This window comes from Mesorhizobium sp. M0029, from assembly GCF_040323735.1.
In the GTDB taxonomy this organism is placed as follows: domain Bacteria; phylum Pseudomonadota; class Alphaproteobacteria; order Rhizobiales; family Rhizobiaceae; genus Mesorhizobium.
The window spans coordinates 39541-55300 of record NZ_JAMYVF010000009.1 but is presented as its reverse complement, the minus strand read 5'-3'; the positions used below and the strand labels follow the sequence as shown (position 1 = coordinate 55300).

Below are 15760 nucleotides of genomic sequence, written 5' to 3'. Positions count from 1 at the left end.
TGCATCGAGCTCACGACCTTTGCAGCGCTCGCACCGCATGTGCCGCTCCACATCCCAAAAGGGGATATCACCAACCAGCTTTGCGAGATCGCCAGGCAGATAGTGTCGAGTGATGTTGCAGTTCGGACATCGAACACGAATTAGCTGCCCGACTTCATGCGCCAAGCAGAGGGTTTGCACATTTCGGCGCGGTCGGGTGCTTAGTTCGGGCATCCCGCAAAGTAGGAATATGTTCCTTTGCGAGTCAATTCACACTTAATTCCACCTTGGCGATCTTCACAGCAGGTTAAATCAACCGTCGATGAAGGGATTGGGTTGGATCAGCTTGGCAGCATAGGGCAGTTGGCACCACGGCGCAGGCTGATATGCGCCACGTCGCCGACGCTGAATTGAAAGCCCTCGGCCTGGCGCGGCGCATCGATCACCACCGGCAATCCCTGCCCCAGCTCAGCATGCAGCCGCAGCGTGCGGCCGTGGAAGACGATGGAGTTGACGCGCGCCGGCGCGGTGCCGGCGGCGGCATCGGTGGTGGCCAGCAAGTCCTCGGGGCGAACGCCGATGGTGCGCTCAGTGCCTTCGCCGGGTGTGTCGCCGGTTTCAGATGTTGCTTCCAGCGAAAGCCCGCCAGCGGCGAAGCGCAGGCGGTCGCCGTCGCGGCCGATGAAGCGCGATTGCAAGAGGTTCATGGTGCCGATGAAGCTTGCGACGAATTTCGTCGCCGGCCGGTCGTAAAGCGTAGCCGGCGGCGCGATCTGCTCGATGCGGCCCTTGTTCATGACGACGATGCGGTCGGAGATCGACAGCGCTTCGGTCTGGTCGTGGGTGACCATGACGAAGGTGGTGCCGAGCCGCGACTGCAGCCGCTTCAGTTCGACCTGCATCTGTTCGCGCAGATGCGCATCGAGCGCCGACAGCGGTTCATCGAGCAACAGAACGCGCGGCTCGCAGACTATGGCTCGGGCGAGCGCGACGCGCTGGCGCTGGCCACCCGACAGTTCGGAAACGCGGGCGCCGAGCTTGTCGGCGAGGCCGACCATGTCGAGGGCTTCGCGGACGCGCTTTGCCTGCTCGGCGCCGGACAGTTTGCGCAGCGACAGGCCGAAGCCGACATTCTCGGCGACGTTCATATGCGGGAACAGCGCATAATCCTGGAACACGGTGTTGACGGGACGGTCGAACGGCCTGAGCGCGGTGATGTCGCGACCATCGAGCAGCACCTTGCCGCTCGACGGGCTTTCGAAACCGGCAATGACGCGCAGGCTGGTGGTCTTGCCGCAGCCCGAGGGCCCGAGCAGGGTGATGAACTCACCGCTGATAATATCGAGATCGACGGCGTCGAGCCCAACAATGCCGCCGGGGAAAACCTTCGAGACCTTGTCCAGCCGCACCAGTGCGTCAGGCGCCATCGCGCACCTCCGAGGGTTTGGTGGTGTTGACCCAGAGGATCTGGCAAGGTTCGGTGCCGGGATTGCGGAAGGCATGAAGGAGCGTGCTCTTGAAGGCAAAGGAGTCGCCGCTCTTCAGCACGTATTTTGTCGAGTCCACCACCAGTTCGACCTCGCCCGAGAGGACATAGCCGAATTCGTGGCCGATATGCGCATAGGCTTCCGCCGTGCCGCCATCGGCTTCCACCGTCACCAAGAGGCCGGTCAGCGCCGCGCCCGGCGGTGACAGCAGCGCCTTGGCGATGCCTTCCGACTTGACCGGGAGCTGCCGCCTTTTGTCGGCGCGCACGCAATAGAGATCGTTGGCGGCTTCGTTGCCGTCGGTGATCAGCGCCGAAGGCTCGATGTCGAGAGCGGCGGCCAGCGGCCAGATCACCTTGACGCGCAGCGAAGACAGGCCGCGCTCGATCTGGCTCAGCGCCCCAATCGACACGCCGGCTTTTGCCGCAAGCTCGGCCAGCGACAAATTGCGCTCCAGCCGCAGCGCCCGCACGCGCCGGCCGACGCGAATGTCGGCGTCGGCCTTTGGTTTCGCTTCAAGCATGTCCATCAGTTGGTCCTTGTTGCAGTCTTTGGCGCGGCGGCAAGACCCGCGGGCTTCAGGAGATTAGTCACAATTACCTGCCGTCGGCGCTGCCCCCTCATTGTCCTGCCGGACATTTCTCCCCGTATAGTGACGGGGAGAAAGCGGCTGGTCGCAAACTCGGCGCCATTTCTGCAACGTTTGCGATTTGCGAAATCGCTGGTGACAGCGCCCCTCTCCCCGTCACTATACGGGGAGAGGATGCCGGCAGGCAGGTGAGGGGCAGCGCAACCGTCGGCGATGGATCCCTCAGCCGCCCGCCTTCACTTTCTCGAACATCTTCGCCACATCGTCGTTCTGCTTCATCGGGCCGGTGAAGATGGTGGTCTTCAGCATCACCTCCGGGTCCGCCGGCAATTGCAGCTTGTCCAGTTCGTCCTTCGCCACGCCGGCGAAGGCGGTGCTCAGCGAGCTGCCATAGCCGTAGGCCTGGATCAGGTACTTACCCGAGTCGGCGTCGAGCCGGCTGTTGATGAAGTCATAGGCGAGGTCGACGTTTTTGGCGTCCTTGAGCATGACGAAGCCGCAGGCCCAGGTCAGCATGCCCTCCTTCGGCTTCATGAACTCGACCGGCACGCCCTGCTTCTTCAGCGAGGTTGCCGACGCGTTCCAGGTCATGGCGGCGACCAGCTGGCCGCTGGCCAGCGCCTGTTCGACCGAGGTCATGTCGGTGGTGTAGTTGGAGAGCAGCGGACGCTGCTCGCGCAATTTTTCCGCCACCTTGTCCATCTGCTCCGGCGTCATATCGAAGGGGTTTACGCCGGCCAGAAGTGCTGCAACGATCGGCGTGTCATGCACGGCATCGATGGTCGCCATGCGGCCGGCATATTGCTTGTCCCACAGAAGGTTCCAGCTCGCTTCCGGGTTCTTCACCAGATCGGTGCGGTAGAGGATCGAGGTGTTGCCCCAATCCCACGGCACCATCCAGACCTTGCCGTCGCCGGCCTGGATGTCGGGCAGGTTCTTGAACACCGGGAAGATCGAATCCCAGTTCTTGATGCGCTTGGTATCGATCGGCTGCAGCAGGCCTTCCTTGTTCCAGCGCGCCACCTTGTCGTAGCAGGGATGGGCGATATCGGGGCGGAAGCCGGCCTTGACCTTGGTGAAGGCATCGTCGTCGTCGCCGAAGATCGAGGCCTCGACGCCATCGGGATGGGCCGTCAGGAAGCTCTTGTTGAAGTCTGGCAGTTCATAGCCGGACCAAGTGAAATATTGCAGCTTGTCGGCGGCGAAGGCGACAGTCGACGACAGGACGATTGCAAGCGCGGCAAGCCCGGTGCGGGCTGTCTTTGCAGTGATCGATTTCGGGCCAGTGATAGATTTCAGCCCAGTAATTGATTTCGGGTCGAATGCCATTTCGGTTCTCCTCTTTTGTTATGGTTCAGGCTGGACTGGTGGGCGCCGTCCGACGGGCTGTGCTCAGCCCGCGATGGCGCAGGATTTCGGCGATGCCGGCGATGATGATGGACACAGCAAGGATAGCTGTCCCCAGCGCCATCACGGTCGGCAGCGAGCGAGGAAAACGCAGTTGGCTCCAGATGTAGAGCGGCAGCGTCGGCTCGGTGCCGGCGAGGAAGAAGACGACGATGAACTCGTCGAAGGAAATCAGAAAGGCCAGCATGAAGGCCGAGACGATGGCCGGCAGCGAGAGCGGCAACATCACCCGCCGGAAGGTCGTCCAGTCGGAAGCGCCGAGATCGAGTGCGGCCTCGCGAATGGTTTTCGGAATTGCGGCAAACCGGCTGCGCATGACCACCACGGTGGTCGGCAGCGCCACCAGTATGTGGCCGAGAACGATGGCGATGCGCGACGGGCCGAGGCCGATGAGATTGACGAGGATCAGCAACGATATGCCGACGATGACGCCGGGGATCAGGATCGGCAGCCTGGAGATGGCGCTGATGGTGGCGGCGAGCGGCGAACGACCGTAGAGGTCCATATAGGAGACGGTGATGCCGCAGAGCGTGGCGCCGGCGGCGGCCACGACGCCAATGACGAGACTGTTCAAAAGCGCGCCGGACAGCGCCGGATTGCCATAGAGCGTGGCATACCATTCGAGCGTGAAGCCCTGCAGCGGAAACGCGGCCTGGATGGAGTTGTTGAAGGAAAACAGCGGGATCAACAGCACCGGCAGATAGAGGAAGACGAGATAGGCAAGCACATAGACGCCGAGCCAGCCGCGGCCATCATCTCTCCGCGCCGCGCTCATGTGCGGCTGCCGAATCTGCGGTCGGCGCCGCGTGCGACCAGCACCACGCAGAGGATGACCAGCATCACGCAGACTGAAAGTGCCGCCCCGAACGGCCAGTCATTGGCCTTGCCGAACTGCGACTGGATCAATGTGCCGATCATGGTGCTGGCGGGACCGCCGACCATGGCCGGGGTGACATAGTCGCCGACCGTCGGCACAAAGACGACGAGGGCGGCCGCCAGAACGCCCGGCATCGAATTGGGCAAGACGACGCGGCGAAACGCCGTGAACGGTCTGGCGCCGAGATCGGAGGCGGCTTCGAGCAGTGATTTCGGGATGGTGTCCAGCGCCACATAGATCGGCAGGATGGCGAAGGGCGCATAGGCATGCGCCAGCGTGACGACCACCGCCGCCGGCGTGTTGAGGAAGGCCAGCGTCGGCTCCGACCAGATGCCGCTTTCGATCAGCGCCGAGTTCAAGACGCCGTTGTAGGCGAGCACGATCTTCCAGGCGAAGACGCGCAGGAGATAGCTGGTCCAGAACGGCAGGGTCACCAGAAACAAAAGCAGGCTGCGGCGGCGGCCGGCATGGAAGGCGAGATAGTAGGCGACGGGATAGGCGGTGACGACGGTCGCCAGCGTCACCAGGCCGGCGATCACCAGCGAGCGCAGCGTCACCGTCCAGTAGAGCGGATCGGAGACCACGGTGATGAAGTTGCCTGCCGTGAAGCCGGCGCCGAGCAGCGAACCGTCATTGCCGCGAAGTGAGAGGAAGAGCACAAGGCCAAGGGCAAACAGGATCAGGAACAAGGTGACCAGCCCGCCCGGCAGCAACATGGCGAAGCGGAAGCCTCGGGACGACCCTGCCGGCGCTTCTGTTGCAACGATGCTCGACATCGGACTGCTCAACGGAAATATGAAATAGGCTTAGCTTTTTTCATATTTGTGAAACTGTCAAGCTGAATCCACGAGGCCTAGGCGACCGGCGCCCAATCAGCGCTCGAAGGCGTCGAGCATCCGGTACCAGGCGATGGTCGCGGCGACGCCGACCTGGCGGAAGGCGTGGAACGGGATCGGCCGGACCGGCGACAGCGGGAACGGCAATTGTTTGACATCGCCGCCCGCGAGGTAGCCCGCCATGCGTTTTCCCAGCGCGGTCATCAGGCCGACGCCCCTGCCCTGGCAACCAACCACGGCGAGCAGGCCCTTTTCCGGCTCATGGATGTGCGGCAGGTGATCCGGTGTCATCGCCACGCGGCCGAACCAGCGCTTCTCGATGACGACATCGGAGAGCGCCGGATAGAGCCGCACCAGCGCGCGCTGCAGATGCGCCCAGTCGGCCTCGCTCCTCGGCCGCGCCATGCGGCCGCGGCCGCCAAGCACCAGATGGCCGTCGGTTGTTTTGCGGTAGTAGACGAGAATGCGCCTGGAGTCGGACACCGCCTGCCCTTCCGGCAGGATCGTCGCCGCAAGGTTGGATGACAGCGGCGCGGTGGCGACCTGGAAGGAATGCAGCGGCACGATCGTTTCGGCGAGGCCCGGAAGCAGTCCATCGGTATAGGCGTTCGTCGCCAGGACAACCACTTTCGCCCGCACCTCGGCGCCGTTTTCGCTTGAAACATGCCAAAGGCCGGCCTCCTTGCGGAGTTTCACCACCTTCTGCCGCTCGGCAATGCTGGCGCCGGCGGCGGCAGCGATGCGCGCCAGTTCCACTGTATAGGCGAGCGGATCGATGATGCCGGCGCGGCGGTCGAGCCAGCCGCCGAGATAGCCTTGCGCGCCGGTCTTATCGGCGATCTCGCTTTCATTCAGAAGCCGGACATCGGCGCCACGCGCCCGCCATTGAAGATCCCTGTTCGCCGCCGCTTTCAATGCGGTTTCGGTATGCGCGGCCTGGATCCAGCCCTTGCGCGTGAACGGCACCGCCAGCTTTTCGTCGCGGATGAGATCGAACACCGTATCCGCCGCCGAGGCGGCGAAATCGACCAGCGCCCGGCCACGCTCGGGGCCGAAATGCTCGAGCAGCCATTCGGGATCATATTTCAGGCCGGGAATGACCTGGCCGCCATTGAGGCCCGAGGCGCCCTGGCCGATCTCGCCGGCCTCCAGCACCTGTACACCGAGACCGAGCCGGGCTGCGTGCAAGGCGGTCGACAGGCCCATGAAGCCGCCGCCGACGATGGCAACGTCGACCGGCGCAGTGACGAGCAACTGGAAGGCGGATGCGGTCTGCGGCTTCTGCCAGATCGGAACGGAAAACGGTGTGGGCAAGGCTTCACCTGGAGTATGCGGAAAGTGAAAATTCTAGTGCTAGTTTCATTTTTTTGAAAGAGCGGGCCTCATGTCAGAACCGACAATTGCCTGCGCCACGGGATAGACCTTTGGCGTGAATCCGGTGAAAGTGCCGCGGCCCAGCTGCCATCTCGATCATCAAAGGACCGTAAGCCATGACGAACCCAACGCAGCTTCCCGCCGACGGGCTCTTCATCGGCCGAGCCAGGGCAAGCGATGCCTCGCATCCTCTGGTGGTCACCGTGCGCGACGGGATCGTTTTCGACGTCACCTCGACCACCGCACCCACAGTGCGCGACATCTGCGAGATGGCCGATCCGGCCGGACACGTGCGCTCTGCCAAGGGCGAACCGATCGGCTCGCTCGACGCGATCGCCGCCAACAGTTTTCAGGCCACCCGCGATCCGGCAAAACCCTATCTGCTCTCGCCTGTCGACCTGCAGGCGGTGAAGGCGTCGGGCGTGACCTTCGTGGTCAGCCTGCTCGAACGCGTCATCGAGGAGCAGGCGCGCGGTTCGGCGGAAAAGGCCGACGCCATCCGCGCCGACATTGCCGGGCTGATCGGCCACGATCTGTCGAAGCTGAAGCCCGGCTCACCCGAAGCGATGGAGATCAAGGCCAAGCTCATCCAGCGCGGCGCCTGGTCGCAATATCTGGAAGTCGGCATCGGCCCCGACGCCGAGATCTTTACCAAATGCCAGCCGATGGCGTCCGTCGGCTTCGGCGCCGATGTCGGGCTGCATCCTGTCTCCACCTGGAACAACCCCGAGCCGGAGATCGCCATGATCGCCGCCAGCACCGGCAAGATCGTCGGCGCGACCATCGGCAACGACGTCAATCTGCGCGACGTCGAGGGACGCTCGGCGCTGCTGCTCGGCAAGGCCAAGGACAACAATGCCTCGGCCTCGCTTGGGCCCTTCATCCGGTTGTTCGACGCAAGCTTTTCCATCGACGATGTCAAGCGCGCCACGGTGGGGCTGAAGGTCGAGGGCGAGGACGGGTTTTCGCTGGAGGGCGCGAGCTCGATGGCCGAGATCAGCCGTTCGCCCGAAGAGCTGGTCGCGGCCGCCATGGGGCCGCACCACCAGTATCCCGACGGCTTGGCGCTTTATCTCGGCACCATGTTCGTGCCGTCGAAGGATCGCGGCGAGAAGGGCAAGGGATTCACCCACAAGATCGGCGACATCGTCACCATCTCGTCGGAGAAATTCGGCGCGCTGGTGAACCGCGTGCTTCTGTCGCCCGATTGCCCGCACTGGACCTACGGCGCCAGCCATCTCATGCGGGACCTCGCCAAGGCCGACCTGATCTGATTTCGGAGCAGCGGGACGAACGGATAGCCGATAAACGTTCGCATCCGGTCCCTGTAAGCCGTTTGTTAGCGGAATCCGGGTGACTGTATCGGAAATTCGCTCCAGGATCGGGGCGCGGTCTGTGGGGGCCGAATCGCATGCTCGGTTTGCCGATGATATCGGTGCGCAATCTCGCCATGCGTTATGGCGGCGTTGTCGCGCTCAGGGATATGAACCTGTCTGTCGGACAGGGGACCATCCATGCTGTCGTCGGTGAAAGCGGCGCCGGAAAGTCGACGCTGGTGAAGGTGCTTGCCGGCGTGCTCCGGCCCAACAGCGGCACCATCCGCGTCGGCGACCAGATCGTCACCGTCGACAGCCCGATCGCTGCACGCAAGCACAGCTTCGGCGTCGTCCACCAGGGGCTCGGCCTGTTTGCCGACCGCTCGGTGCTGGCCAATCTGTTCGTCAATCGCGAGCCGTTGCGCAATGGCTTCGTCTCCAGGCGCGAAATGGAGGCACGCAGCCGCACCTTGCTTCGGCAACTCAAGCTCGACGTCGATGTCCACGCTCCTGTGGGACAACTCGGCATGGGCGAACGGCATTATGTCGAACTCGGCCGCGCAATTCTGGAAGGCCCGAGGCTGCTGATCCTCGATGAACCGAATTCTGCGCTCGACCGGCGCCAGACCGAGCACCTGTTCACCGTACTAAGTGACCTCAAGGCCAAGGGCACGAGCGTGCTCTATGTCTCGCACCGGCTGGAGGACGTGTTTGCGATCGCAGACCAGGTCACCGTGATGCGCAACGGCCGTGACGTGCTGACAAGTGAGCGCTCGGCGTTGAGCGAAGCCGATGTGATCGACGCCATGATCGGCCAGCAGCGCGGCAGCCTGTTCCCGCCTGCACTGCCGGCCAATGCCAGCACGATAAGGCCGCGGATCACGGTGGAGGGTCTGAGCGGCGGCCGGATTTCCGGCGTCAGCTTCACCGCCCGCTCCGGCGAGATCCTCGGCTTGGCCGGGCTTGAGGGGTCGGGCGTTGAAGACCTGTTCGAGATGCTGTTTGGCCTGCGCAAGGCGCAAAGCGGCAGGGTGCGGCTCCCCGACGGCTACGGCTTGCCTGGAAATCCGACCGAAGCGGCGCGGCGCGGCATCGGCCTGGTGCCGGCCAACCGCCTGTGCAACGGCCTGATGCCCGACCGGTCGCTGGCCTTCAACATAGGCAACATCGCTACCGGCGCCCGCAACTGGGGGTCGCGCCGCTACTCGCCCAAGGCCGCGATCGCCGCCGCCGCAAGGCAGATCGATGCGCTGCGCATCAAGGGCCTGCCGGACGCGCCGGTGAATTCGCTGCTGGCCGGCGATCAGCAGAAGATCGTAATCGCCAAATGGCTGGAGACGGCGCCGCAAGTGCTGCTCCTAGACAATCCGGCTGGCGGTATCGAGGCGGCTGCCAAGCGCAAGATCTATGCGCTGATCCGGCAGATGGCGGCCAATGGCTGTATCGTTTTGCTGCGTTCGGTCGAGCCGTCCGAACTGACCAACCTCAGCAACCGCGTCCTTGTCTTCCACCGCGGCCGGGTCGCCGGCGAGCTGTCCGGCGCCGAGATGAAGCGAAGGACAGTGCTGCAACTGACCACCACCGGCGAGATGCCGGAGGCGGAGCGGCCGAAAAAGAAACTCGTGGGAGCCATGGCATGACACGATTGGATCCCATGCTACAGCTTGCCGGTTCGGCTGCCCACCCGAAGCGCAGCCTTCACCTGCCCGTCGAACTCAGGCCGCTCATCGGGCTCGTTGTCCTTGTGGCGATTACAGGCTTTGCCCGGCCGGATTTCCTCGACGAGGCCAATGTGCTGTCGTTGCTGGAAACCGCTGCGTATCCCGGCATGCTGGCGATCGGCATGGTGTTCGTGCTCGCACTCCGCGAGATCGACCTTTCCGTCGGCTGGATATTCCATCTCGCGGCCCTTCTCACCGCATTCCTTCTGGCCGCCGGCATCGACCCGTGGCTTGCCGCCCTTTCCGGCGTGCTGCTCGGCGCCGGGCTCGGCCTCGTCAACGGCCTGCTGGTGGTGGCGCTGCGACTGCCGGCCATCGTCGTTACGCTGGGCACCTTTGCAATGTTCCGGGGCCTGGCGGCGGTGGCCGTCAAGATGCAAGCGACAGCTCCGGCCAGCCCAGGCGGCGACTTCTTTGAGATCGTTCACGGCAAGCTGTTCGGCCTTGTGCCGACGGCTGTCTTTGTCTTCGTCACAATGGCGGTGGTGATGCACCTCGTGCTTCACCGCAGCCGCTTCGGCTACCGGATCCAGGCCGTCGGCAGCAATCCGCAGGCGGCGCTCTATGCCGGCATCCCGACAGGTGCTGTGCGGCTGCAGACGCTGGTGCTGATGGGCATCGTCTCGGGGCTGGCGGGCGCGCTGTGGCTTGGCTCTCCCGTTACCGACGTCGACCAAGGCGGCGGTTTCGTGCTGATGGCGATTGCCGCGGCGATCATCGGCGGCACCTCGCTTTCCGGCGGGCGCGGCACCGTCTTCGGTGCGGTGATCGGCATGCTGATCGTCCAGGTCATCTTGAGCGGCGTGACCCTGTTCGGCATCGACGCCGCATGGAGCCCCTTCGTGATCGGCGCGGTGATGGTGCTGGCGCTCGCGCTCGACCGGCTGGCCAAGGTGCTGCGCAACCGCCAGGCCGAGCGCTTTCAGGAAAATCCGCGCGCCTGAGTTTAAGCCCCGCCTGCTTGCCGGGAAATATCTCTATCTCTTGGTTGACGCAATTCCGGACGGAAAACCGTTTCACACTTTTCCTGGAATCGCCCTCTAACTGATGCGATCTGATGGGATCGATGATGGCGCGTTGCATCGCGCCACCATCCATTGGGCGGATGGAGGCTTGCCATCGGCCGCAAAAGAAGATGCTCTGCGCATCCGGGTCGGCGCTGGCAGGAGGAGAGGATCAAGGGCATGGCCCGGATCATCGCCGGACGTGGAGGTCGTTTTTCAACATGGGAGGAAAGCAAATGCTGACGAGGCTACGATTACTCGTGCTTGGCTTGATTGTGGCGCTGGCCGTTCCGGCGGCGGCACAGGCCAAGACGTTCTACTGGATTTCGCATGGCGGCCCGGCCGACCCGGTCTGGACCTACTTCCTGGCCGGCGCCAAGCAATGGGCGAAGGACACCGGCAACACCGTCAACACCTCGTTCCACAATGGCGACGTTGCCTCGCAGCAGGAGGCCGTGCGCGCCGCGATCTCGGCAAAGGCCGACGGCATCGTCACCACCAGCCCCGATCCGGGCAGCCTGATCGAAATCGCCAAGGAAGCCAACACGGCCAAGATCCCGATCATCAACTTCAACACGCCCGATCCCAAGGCAAGCTTCGACGCCTATGTCGGCGGCGACAACGTCACCTTCGGCAAGCACTGGGCGCAATATCTGGTCGACAAGGGCCTGGTGAAGAAGGGCGACTTCGTCTGGATGCCGGTCGAAATCCCCGGCGCCACCTACGGCGTCCAGGAAGAGGAAGGCATCAAGAGCGTCTTCGAACCGCTGGGGATCACCTATGAGATCACCGAAGCGACCCTCGACCAGGCCGAAGCCATCAACCGCATGGTCGACTATCTCACCGCCAACAAGGCCAAGGTCAAGGCAATCATCGGCCTCGGCGATCTGGTCACCGGCTCGATCAAGCGGGTGTTCGACCAGGCCGGCATCAAGCCGGGCGAAATCCCGGTCGTCGGCTGGGGCAACTCGCTCGACACCACCCAGGAAGTGCTGACCGGCTACGTCAATGCCGGCCAGTGGCAGGACCCGCAGGCGACCAGCTACGTCGCGCTGTCGCTGGCCAACATGGCGGCGTCAGGCATTCCTCCGGGCTTCAACGTCATCACCGGCGCGCTCTATGAAAAGGACACCGCGCAGGTCTACGACGACATCCTGTCGGGCAAATAACCCAGACCTTCAACAGTCGCGGCCGCAGCCGCGGTCGCGACTGTCTTTTCGCCGAGCCCTTCGCGTTGCGCGCTGGGCTCAGCCTTCCCCTTCCTGTCGCAGGTTATCAGTGGAAAACCGTTCGCTCATCCAACGCCTGATCGCGAGGCCGGAATTCGGGCCCTTCGTTCTGCTCATCGTCGAAATCGCGGTGTTCTGGAGCATCAACCACGATTTCCTGTCGCCGCAGAACATCTCCAACACGCTGGCCTTCACCGTCGAGCTCGGGCTGATCGCGCTGGCGATGACGCTGTTGATGACGTCGGGTGAATTCGATCTGTCGGTCGGCTCGCTGTTCGGCTTTTCGCCGGTGCTGATGTGGACGCTGTTCAACAGCGGCCTGACCTCGCTGGAGGTCGGCTTCCTCGCCGCGCTGCTGATCGCGGCCTTCATCGGCCTGGTCAATGGCTGGTTCGTCACGCAGCTGAAAATCCCATCCTTCCTGGTGACGCTCGGCATGCTGCTGGTGGTGCGCGGCACCGCGCTGTTCGTCACCGACGGCTTTCCGCAGCGGACGTGGAGCGCCGAGGGCAGCTGGCTGGCCGAAGCGCTGGTCGGTGATTTCTTCATCGGCCCGTTCCGCATCTACATGTCGCTCTTCTGGTTCATCGCGGCGGCCATCGCGCTGGGCTACGTGCTGACGCAAAGCCGGACCGGCAACTGGATCCAGGCAGCCGGCGGCAATCCAGGCGCCGCAAGGGCGCGCGGCGTCAACGTCAGCGGCGTCAAGATCGGCCTGTTCGTGCTGTCGTCGGTGATGGCTTCGCTTGCCGGCGTCATCTCGTCGCTGCGCACGTCGGCCGCCAACCCCAACAGCGGCACCGGCTACGAGCTCGAAGTCATCGCCATGGTGGTGATCGGCGGCACGGCGCTGACCGGTGGGCGCGGCACCATCATCGGCACGGTGCTCGGCATCCTCATCCTGCGCGTCATGCGCAACGGCATCGTGCTGATCGGCGTGCCCGGGCTGGCCTACAACATCTTCATCGGCGCCATCATCCTCGGCATGATGGCGCTGCACTCATGGCTGGAACGCCGGCATCAGGCAGGGACCTAGAACCATGGCTGAACCGCTCATCCGCATGTCCAACATCAAAAAGTCCTACGGGCGCGTGCAGGCGCTCGAAGACGCCAATTTTCATGTCAACGAAAGGGAGATCGTCGGCCTGCTCGGCGACAATGGCGCCGGCAAATCGACGCTGATCAAGGTGTTGTCGGGGGCGGTGCCGCTGACCAGCGGCGACATTTTCATCCGCGGCAAGAAGGTCAATCTGCGCAGCACCAGCGACGCCATCGCGCACGGCATCGAGACGATCTACCAGGATTCGGCACTGGTGACGCAGCTGTCGATCGCGCGCAACCTGTTCCTTGGCCGCGAGCCGATCAAACCGCCGCGCTTTTTGAACCGCATGGACCAGGAGGCGATGAACAATGTCGCCCGCGACCTGTTGAAACAGGTCGGCATCTCCAAGAACATCCCGCCGACGACGCCGATCGGCTCCCTGTCCGGCGGCGAGCGGCAGGCCGTCGCCATCGCGCGCGCCATGCACTTCGACAGCGACCTGATCATCCTCGACGAGCCGACCAACAATCTCGGCGTCGCCGAGACGCAAGGCGTGCTGAGCTTCGTGCGCAACGCGCGCGATTCCGGGCATTCCTGCATCTTCATCGCCCACAACATCCACCATGTCTTCCAGGTGGTTGACCGCATCGTCGTCATGCGCCGGGGCAAGGTGGTGGCCGACGACATCGACCCGAAGAAGACCAGCGTGGCCGAGGTCGAACGCATCATCACCGGGATGTCCGACAAGGAGATCCGCGACGCCATCATCGAAGGCGGGCCATCGCACGGCTGAACCGTCTTCGCGCCGTCTGGCACGGAAACGCATCCGCTCTAACTCGTTGTAGAGCATGACCTTTTGACAAAACGGTTCCCGTTTGTCCTAGAAAACCGGTTCCCACTTTTCGGGATCATGCTCTATGACTACAGCCATGAAAGCCACCGTTGCCGACATAGCCAGGAGCTGCGGCCTGTCGACCGCGACCGTCGACCGGGTTCTGAACAACCGGGCCGGCGCGAGCGCCGCCAACCGCCAACGGGTGATGGAGGCGGCCAAGCAGCTCGGCTATTTGCCGGTGGTCGATCAGGTGACGCTGCCGTCGCGGCCGGCGCATCTTGAATTCTTCCTGCCGATCGGCGCCAACGGTTTCATGATCGACCTCGCCGGGCACATCGAGGACTATGCGGGGCGCCTGCCGCTGGTCGCCTCGTGCCGGATCCACAATCTCGGCGGCATCTCGCCGGCAGCGCTGCAGGCGGCGGTTGAAAATCTGTCGCTGAAGGCCAATGGCGTCGGCGTCATTGCCGTCGATCATCCGCGAACGCGCAACATATTGCGCGATGTGGTCGAGGCAGGCATCCGCCTTGTCACGCTGGTCTCCGACGTTCCAGCCGCCCCGCGTTCGGCCTATGTCGGCATCGACAACCGGGTTGCCGGACGCACGGCGGCGCTGTTGATGGGGCGCTTCCTCAATGGCCGCCAGGGTCATCTGGCGATGGTCGTCGGCTCGCGTTCCTATCGCGGGCACGAGGAGCGCGAGATGGGCTTTCGGTCGGTGCTGACAGAGGAATTCCCCAATCTCACGGTCTCGAGTGCGGTCGAGATCAATGACGAACCGGAGGGCAGCTACACCGCAACGATGCAGGCGCTGCACAACGAGCCGGAACTGCTCGGCATCTACTGCGTCGGCGCCGGGCGCTCAGGTGTGGCGAGAGCGCTGCTCGAGGCCAAGCCAAAGAAGAAGCCGGTCTTCATCTGCCACGACCTGACCAAGGAAACGCGCGGCTATCTCGTTGACGACCTCGCCGATGTCGTCATCGACCAGAATGCGCGGCTGATCGCGGAGCAATCTGTGATCCGCCTGCTCGGCTCGATCGCGTCCGCCGCGCCCTACCTGACGAAGAAGTTCATCGAGCCACGGCTGATCTTCAAGGAAAACGTACCGGTGCAGTGATTTCGCGCCGTGGCGGTTTTTCCGATTTGTATGACAAGTCGGGCAGATGCCGCAAATCTGCACAGCAGCCATGCAACTTTCATTGTTGCCGAATCATTGGGCAACCCGTACTCATCTGGGTGTCGGCCATCTACTCCTCCCAGATGCGATGCCGACGCTGAGCGCGGTGCACCTCCTCCCGCATCTCGCTCGAAATCGAGCCCGCTGCCACCTCCTCCCGGCAGCGGGCTTTTTTCATTCTCAAATGAATCTAAATTAGAGTTGACTGGCAAGTTCGGAGAATAGCCAAAAGCCACCCCGCCGGATGATGGGGACTCCTCAACTCCGAAAGCTGGAATTCAGCGCGCCCTGAAAGAGCTGATCAGGCCTTCAGCCATGCGCACGAACTGCGTGCTGGGGCCCTGGCAGCCCATGGTCTGCACGCTGACGCGCGCCCCTTCGAACAGCAGCGACAGCGTATCGGCCAGAAGCTCGGACTGACCGATGCCCGCATCCCGGCACAGCGCAACGAGGCGATCGCGCTGCGCGCTCTTGAGCTCCTTGATCACGCTCCTGGCGGGATGGTCCGGCTCGGTCAATTCGGCGGCGGCATTGGCCATGTCGCAGCCGCGACCGTCAGCCGCCAGGCAAGCAGCGGCCATGCGAATCCAGGCATGCAACTGGGCGAGCTTGTCGCCGGGATGCTCAGCCTCAAATTGGTCCCACATCGCGGCGCCTTTAGCCGCCGACGCGCGCAGGCACTGGACGATCAGTTCGTCCTTGGACTCAAAATGACGGTAGAGCGTCATCTTGTTGGTGCCGGCGGCTTCCGTGATGGCGTCGACACCGACGCCCTTGATGCCATGCTTGTGAAACATGTCCTGCGCCGTCTCCAGGATTCGGTCCCGGGGGCGCACGCGATCGGTAATGCCGTCTGCCATCGCAGTCTCCTTGTCTCCCTAAAAATT

14 protein-coding genes are annotated in these 15760 nt (G+C 63.5%); 7 read left to right on the top strand and 7 right to left on the bottom strand.

The features are described from left to right. Positions 1-320: 320 nt before the first annotated feature. The 6 genes from NKJ76_RS16590 to NKJ76_RS16565 form a co-directional block, all read right to left on the bottom strand. Complete coding sequence (locus NKJ76_RS16590; protein WP_352514471.1) at positions 321-1406, bottom strand: ABC transporter ATP-binding protein; 1086 nt, start codon at positions 1404-1406, stop codon at positions 321-323. Continuing rightward, complete coding sequence (locus NKJ76_RS16585) at positions 1396-1995, bottom strand: helix-turn-helix domain-containing protein (protein ID WP_023684396.1); 600 nt, start codon at positions 1993-1995, stop codon at positions 1396-1398. Before NKJ76_RS16585 ends, NKJ76_RS16590 begins: the two co-directional genes overlap by 11 nt. A 282-nt stretch (positions 1996-2277) precedes the next feature. Continuing rightward, a complete protein-coding gene (locus NKJ76_RS16580; RefSeq protein ID WP_023668506.1) occupies positions 2278-3384 on the bottom strand; it encodes an ABC transporter substrate-binding protein in 1107 nt (368 codons plus the stop codon). A gap of 25 nt (positions 3385-3409) precedes the next feature. After that, positions 3410-4237, bottom strand: a complete 828-nt coding sequence (locus NKJ76_RS16575) for an ABC transporter permease (protein ID WP_502902311.1) — start codon at positions 4235-4237, stop codon at positions 3410-3412. After that, positions 4234-5115: an ABC transporter permease gene (locus tag NKJ76_RS16570; protein WP_023668508.1), complete on the bottom strand. Its 882-nt coding sequence runs from the start codon at positions 5113-5115 to the stop codon at positions 4234-4236. Before NKJ76_RS16570 ends, NKJ76_RS16575 begins: the two co-directional genes overlap by 4 nt. A 96-nt stretch (positions 5116-5211) precedes the next feature. Next, complete coding sequence (locus tag NKJ76_RS16565; protein WP_352537909.1) at positions 5212-6489, bottom strand: NAD(P)/FAD-dependent oxidoreductase; 1278 nt, start codon at positions 6487-6489, stop codon at positions 5212-5214. Positions 6490-6665: 176 nt separating this feature from the next. On the opposite strand from NKJ76_RS16565, the gene NKJ76_RS16560 reads away from it, so the two are divergent. The 7 genes from NKJ76_RS16560 to NKJ76_RS16530 all read left to right on the top strand — a co-directional run bounded on the left by NKJ76_RS16560 (position 6666) and on the right by NKJ76_RS16530 (position 14813). Continuing rightward, a complete protein-coding gene (locus NKJ76_RS16560; protein WP_023747936.1) occupies positions 6666-7823 on the top strand; it encodes a fumarylacetoacetate hydrolase family protein in 1158 nt (385 codons plus the stop codon). 137 nt (positions 7824-7960) lie between these two features. Further along, a complete protein-coding gene (locus NKJ76_RS16555; protein ID WP_352537908.1) occupies positions 7961-9505 on the top strand; it encodes a sugar ABC transporter ATP-binding protein in 1545 nt (514 codons plus the stop codon). After that, positions 9502-10530, top strand: a complete 1029-nt coding sequence (locus NKJ76_RS16550) for an ABC transporter permease (protein ID WP_196813737.1) — start codon at positions 9502-9504, stop codon at positions 10528-10530. Before NKJ76_RS16555 ends, NKJ76_RS16550 begins: the two co-directional genes overlap by 4 nt. 296 nt (positions 10531-10826) lie before the next feature. Beyond that, positions 10827-11759, top strand: coding sequence for a substrate-binding domain-containing protein (locus NKJ76_RS16545; RefSeq protein WP_023687083.1), 933 nt, complete (start codon positions 10827-10829; stop codon positions 11757-11759). 109 nt (positions 11760-11868) lie between these two features. Then, positions 11869-12855: an ABC transporter permease gene (locus NKJ76_RS16540; RefSeq protein WP_023668514.1), complete on the top strand. Its 987-nt coding sequence runs from the start codon at positions 11869-11871 to the stop codon at positions 12853-12855. A 4-nt stretch (positions 12856-12859) separates the two neighbouring features. Then, the gene (locus NKJ76_RS16535) at positions 12860-13654 is read left to right on the top strand and encodes an ATP-binding cassette domain-containing protein (RefSeq protein WP_023668515.1); all 795 of its coding nucleotides are present in this window, start codon (positions 12860-12862) and stop codon (positions 13652-13654) included. A gap of 136 nt (positions 13655-13790) precedes the next feature. Beyond that, positions 13791-14813 carry a LacI family DNA-binding transcriptional regulator gene (locus NKJ76_RS16530; RefSeq protein ID WP_023668516.1) on the top strand — a complete coding sequence of 341 codons (1023 nt, stop codon included), beginning with the start codon at positions 13791-13793 and terminating at the stop codon, positions 14811-14813. Positions 14814-15151: 338 nt separating this feature from the next. Here NKJ76_RS16530 and NKJ76_RS16525 read toward each other — a convergent pair whose 3' ends face one another. After that, entirely contained in the window at positions 15152-15733 is a 582-nt protein-coding gene (locus NKJ76_RS16525) for a TetR/AcrR family transcriptional regulator (RefSeq protein ID WP_352537907.1), read from the bottom strand. Positions 15734-15760: the final 27 nt, after the last annotated feature.

What these genes read in the sequence shown, in the direction of transcription:
- NKJ76_RS16590 (WP_352514471.1), bottom strand. Translation starts at nt 1,406, where the DNA reads ATGGCGCCTGACGCACTGGTGCGGCTGGACAAGGTCTCGAAGGTTTTC.
- NKJ76_RS16585 (WP_023684396.1), bottom strand. Translation starts at nt 1,995, where the DNA reads ATGGACATGCTTGAAGCGAAACCAAAGGCCGACGCCGACATTCGCGTC.
- NKJ76_RS16580 (WP_023668506.1), bottom strand. Translation starts at nt 3,384, where the DNA reads ATGGCATTCGACCCGAAATCAATTACTGGGCTGAAATCTATCACTGGC.
- NKJ76_RS16575 (WP_502902311.1), bottom strand. Translation starts at nt 4,237, where the DNA reads ATGAGCGCGGCGCGGAGAGATGATGGCCGCGGCTGGCTCGGCGTCTAT.
- NKJ76_RS16570 (WP_023668508.1), bottom strand. Translation starts at nt 5,115, where the DNA reads ATGTCGAGCATCGTTGCAACAGAAGCGCCGGCAGGGTCGTCCCGAGGC.
- NKJ76_RS16560 (WP_023747936.1), top strand. Translation starts at nt 6,666, where the DNA reads ATGACGAACCCAACGCAGCTTCCCGCCGACGGGCTCTTCATCGGCCGA.
- NKJ76_RS16555 (WP_352537908.1), top strand. Translation starts at nt 7,961, where the DNA reads ATGCTCGGTTTGCCGATGATATCGGTGCGCAATCTCGCCATGCGTTAT.
- NKJ76_RS16550 (WP_196813737.1), top strand. Translation starts at nt 9,502, where the DNA reads ATGACACGATTGGATCCCATGCTACAGCTTGCCGGTTCGGCTGCCCAC.
- NKJ76_RS16545 (WP_023687083.1), top strand. Translation starts at nt 10,827, where the DNA reads ATGCTGACGAGGCTACGATTACTCGTGCTTGGCTTGATTGTGGCGCTG.
- NKJ76_RS16535 (WP_023668515.1), top strand. Translation starts at nt 12,860, where the DNA reads ATGGCTGAACCGCTCATCCGCATGTCCAACATCAAAAAGTCCTACGGG.
- NKJ76_RS16530 (WP_023668516.1), top strand. Translation starts at nt 13,791, where the DNA reads ATGAAAGCCACCGTTGCCGACATAGCCAGGAGCTGCGGCCTGTCGACC.
- NKJ76_RS16525 (WP_352537907.1), bottom strand. Translation starts at nt 15,733, where the DNA reads ATGGCAGACGGCATTACCGATCGCGTGCGCCCCCGGGACCGAATCCTG.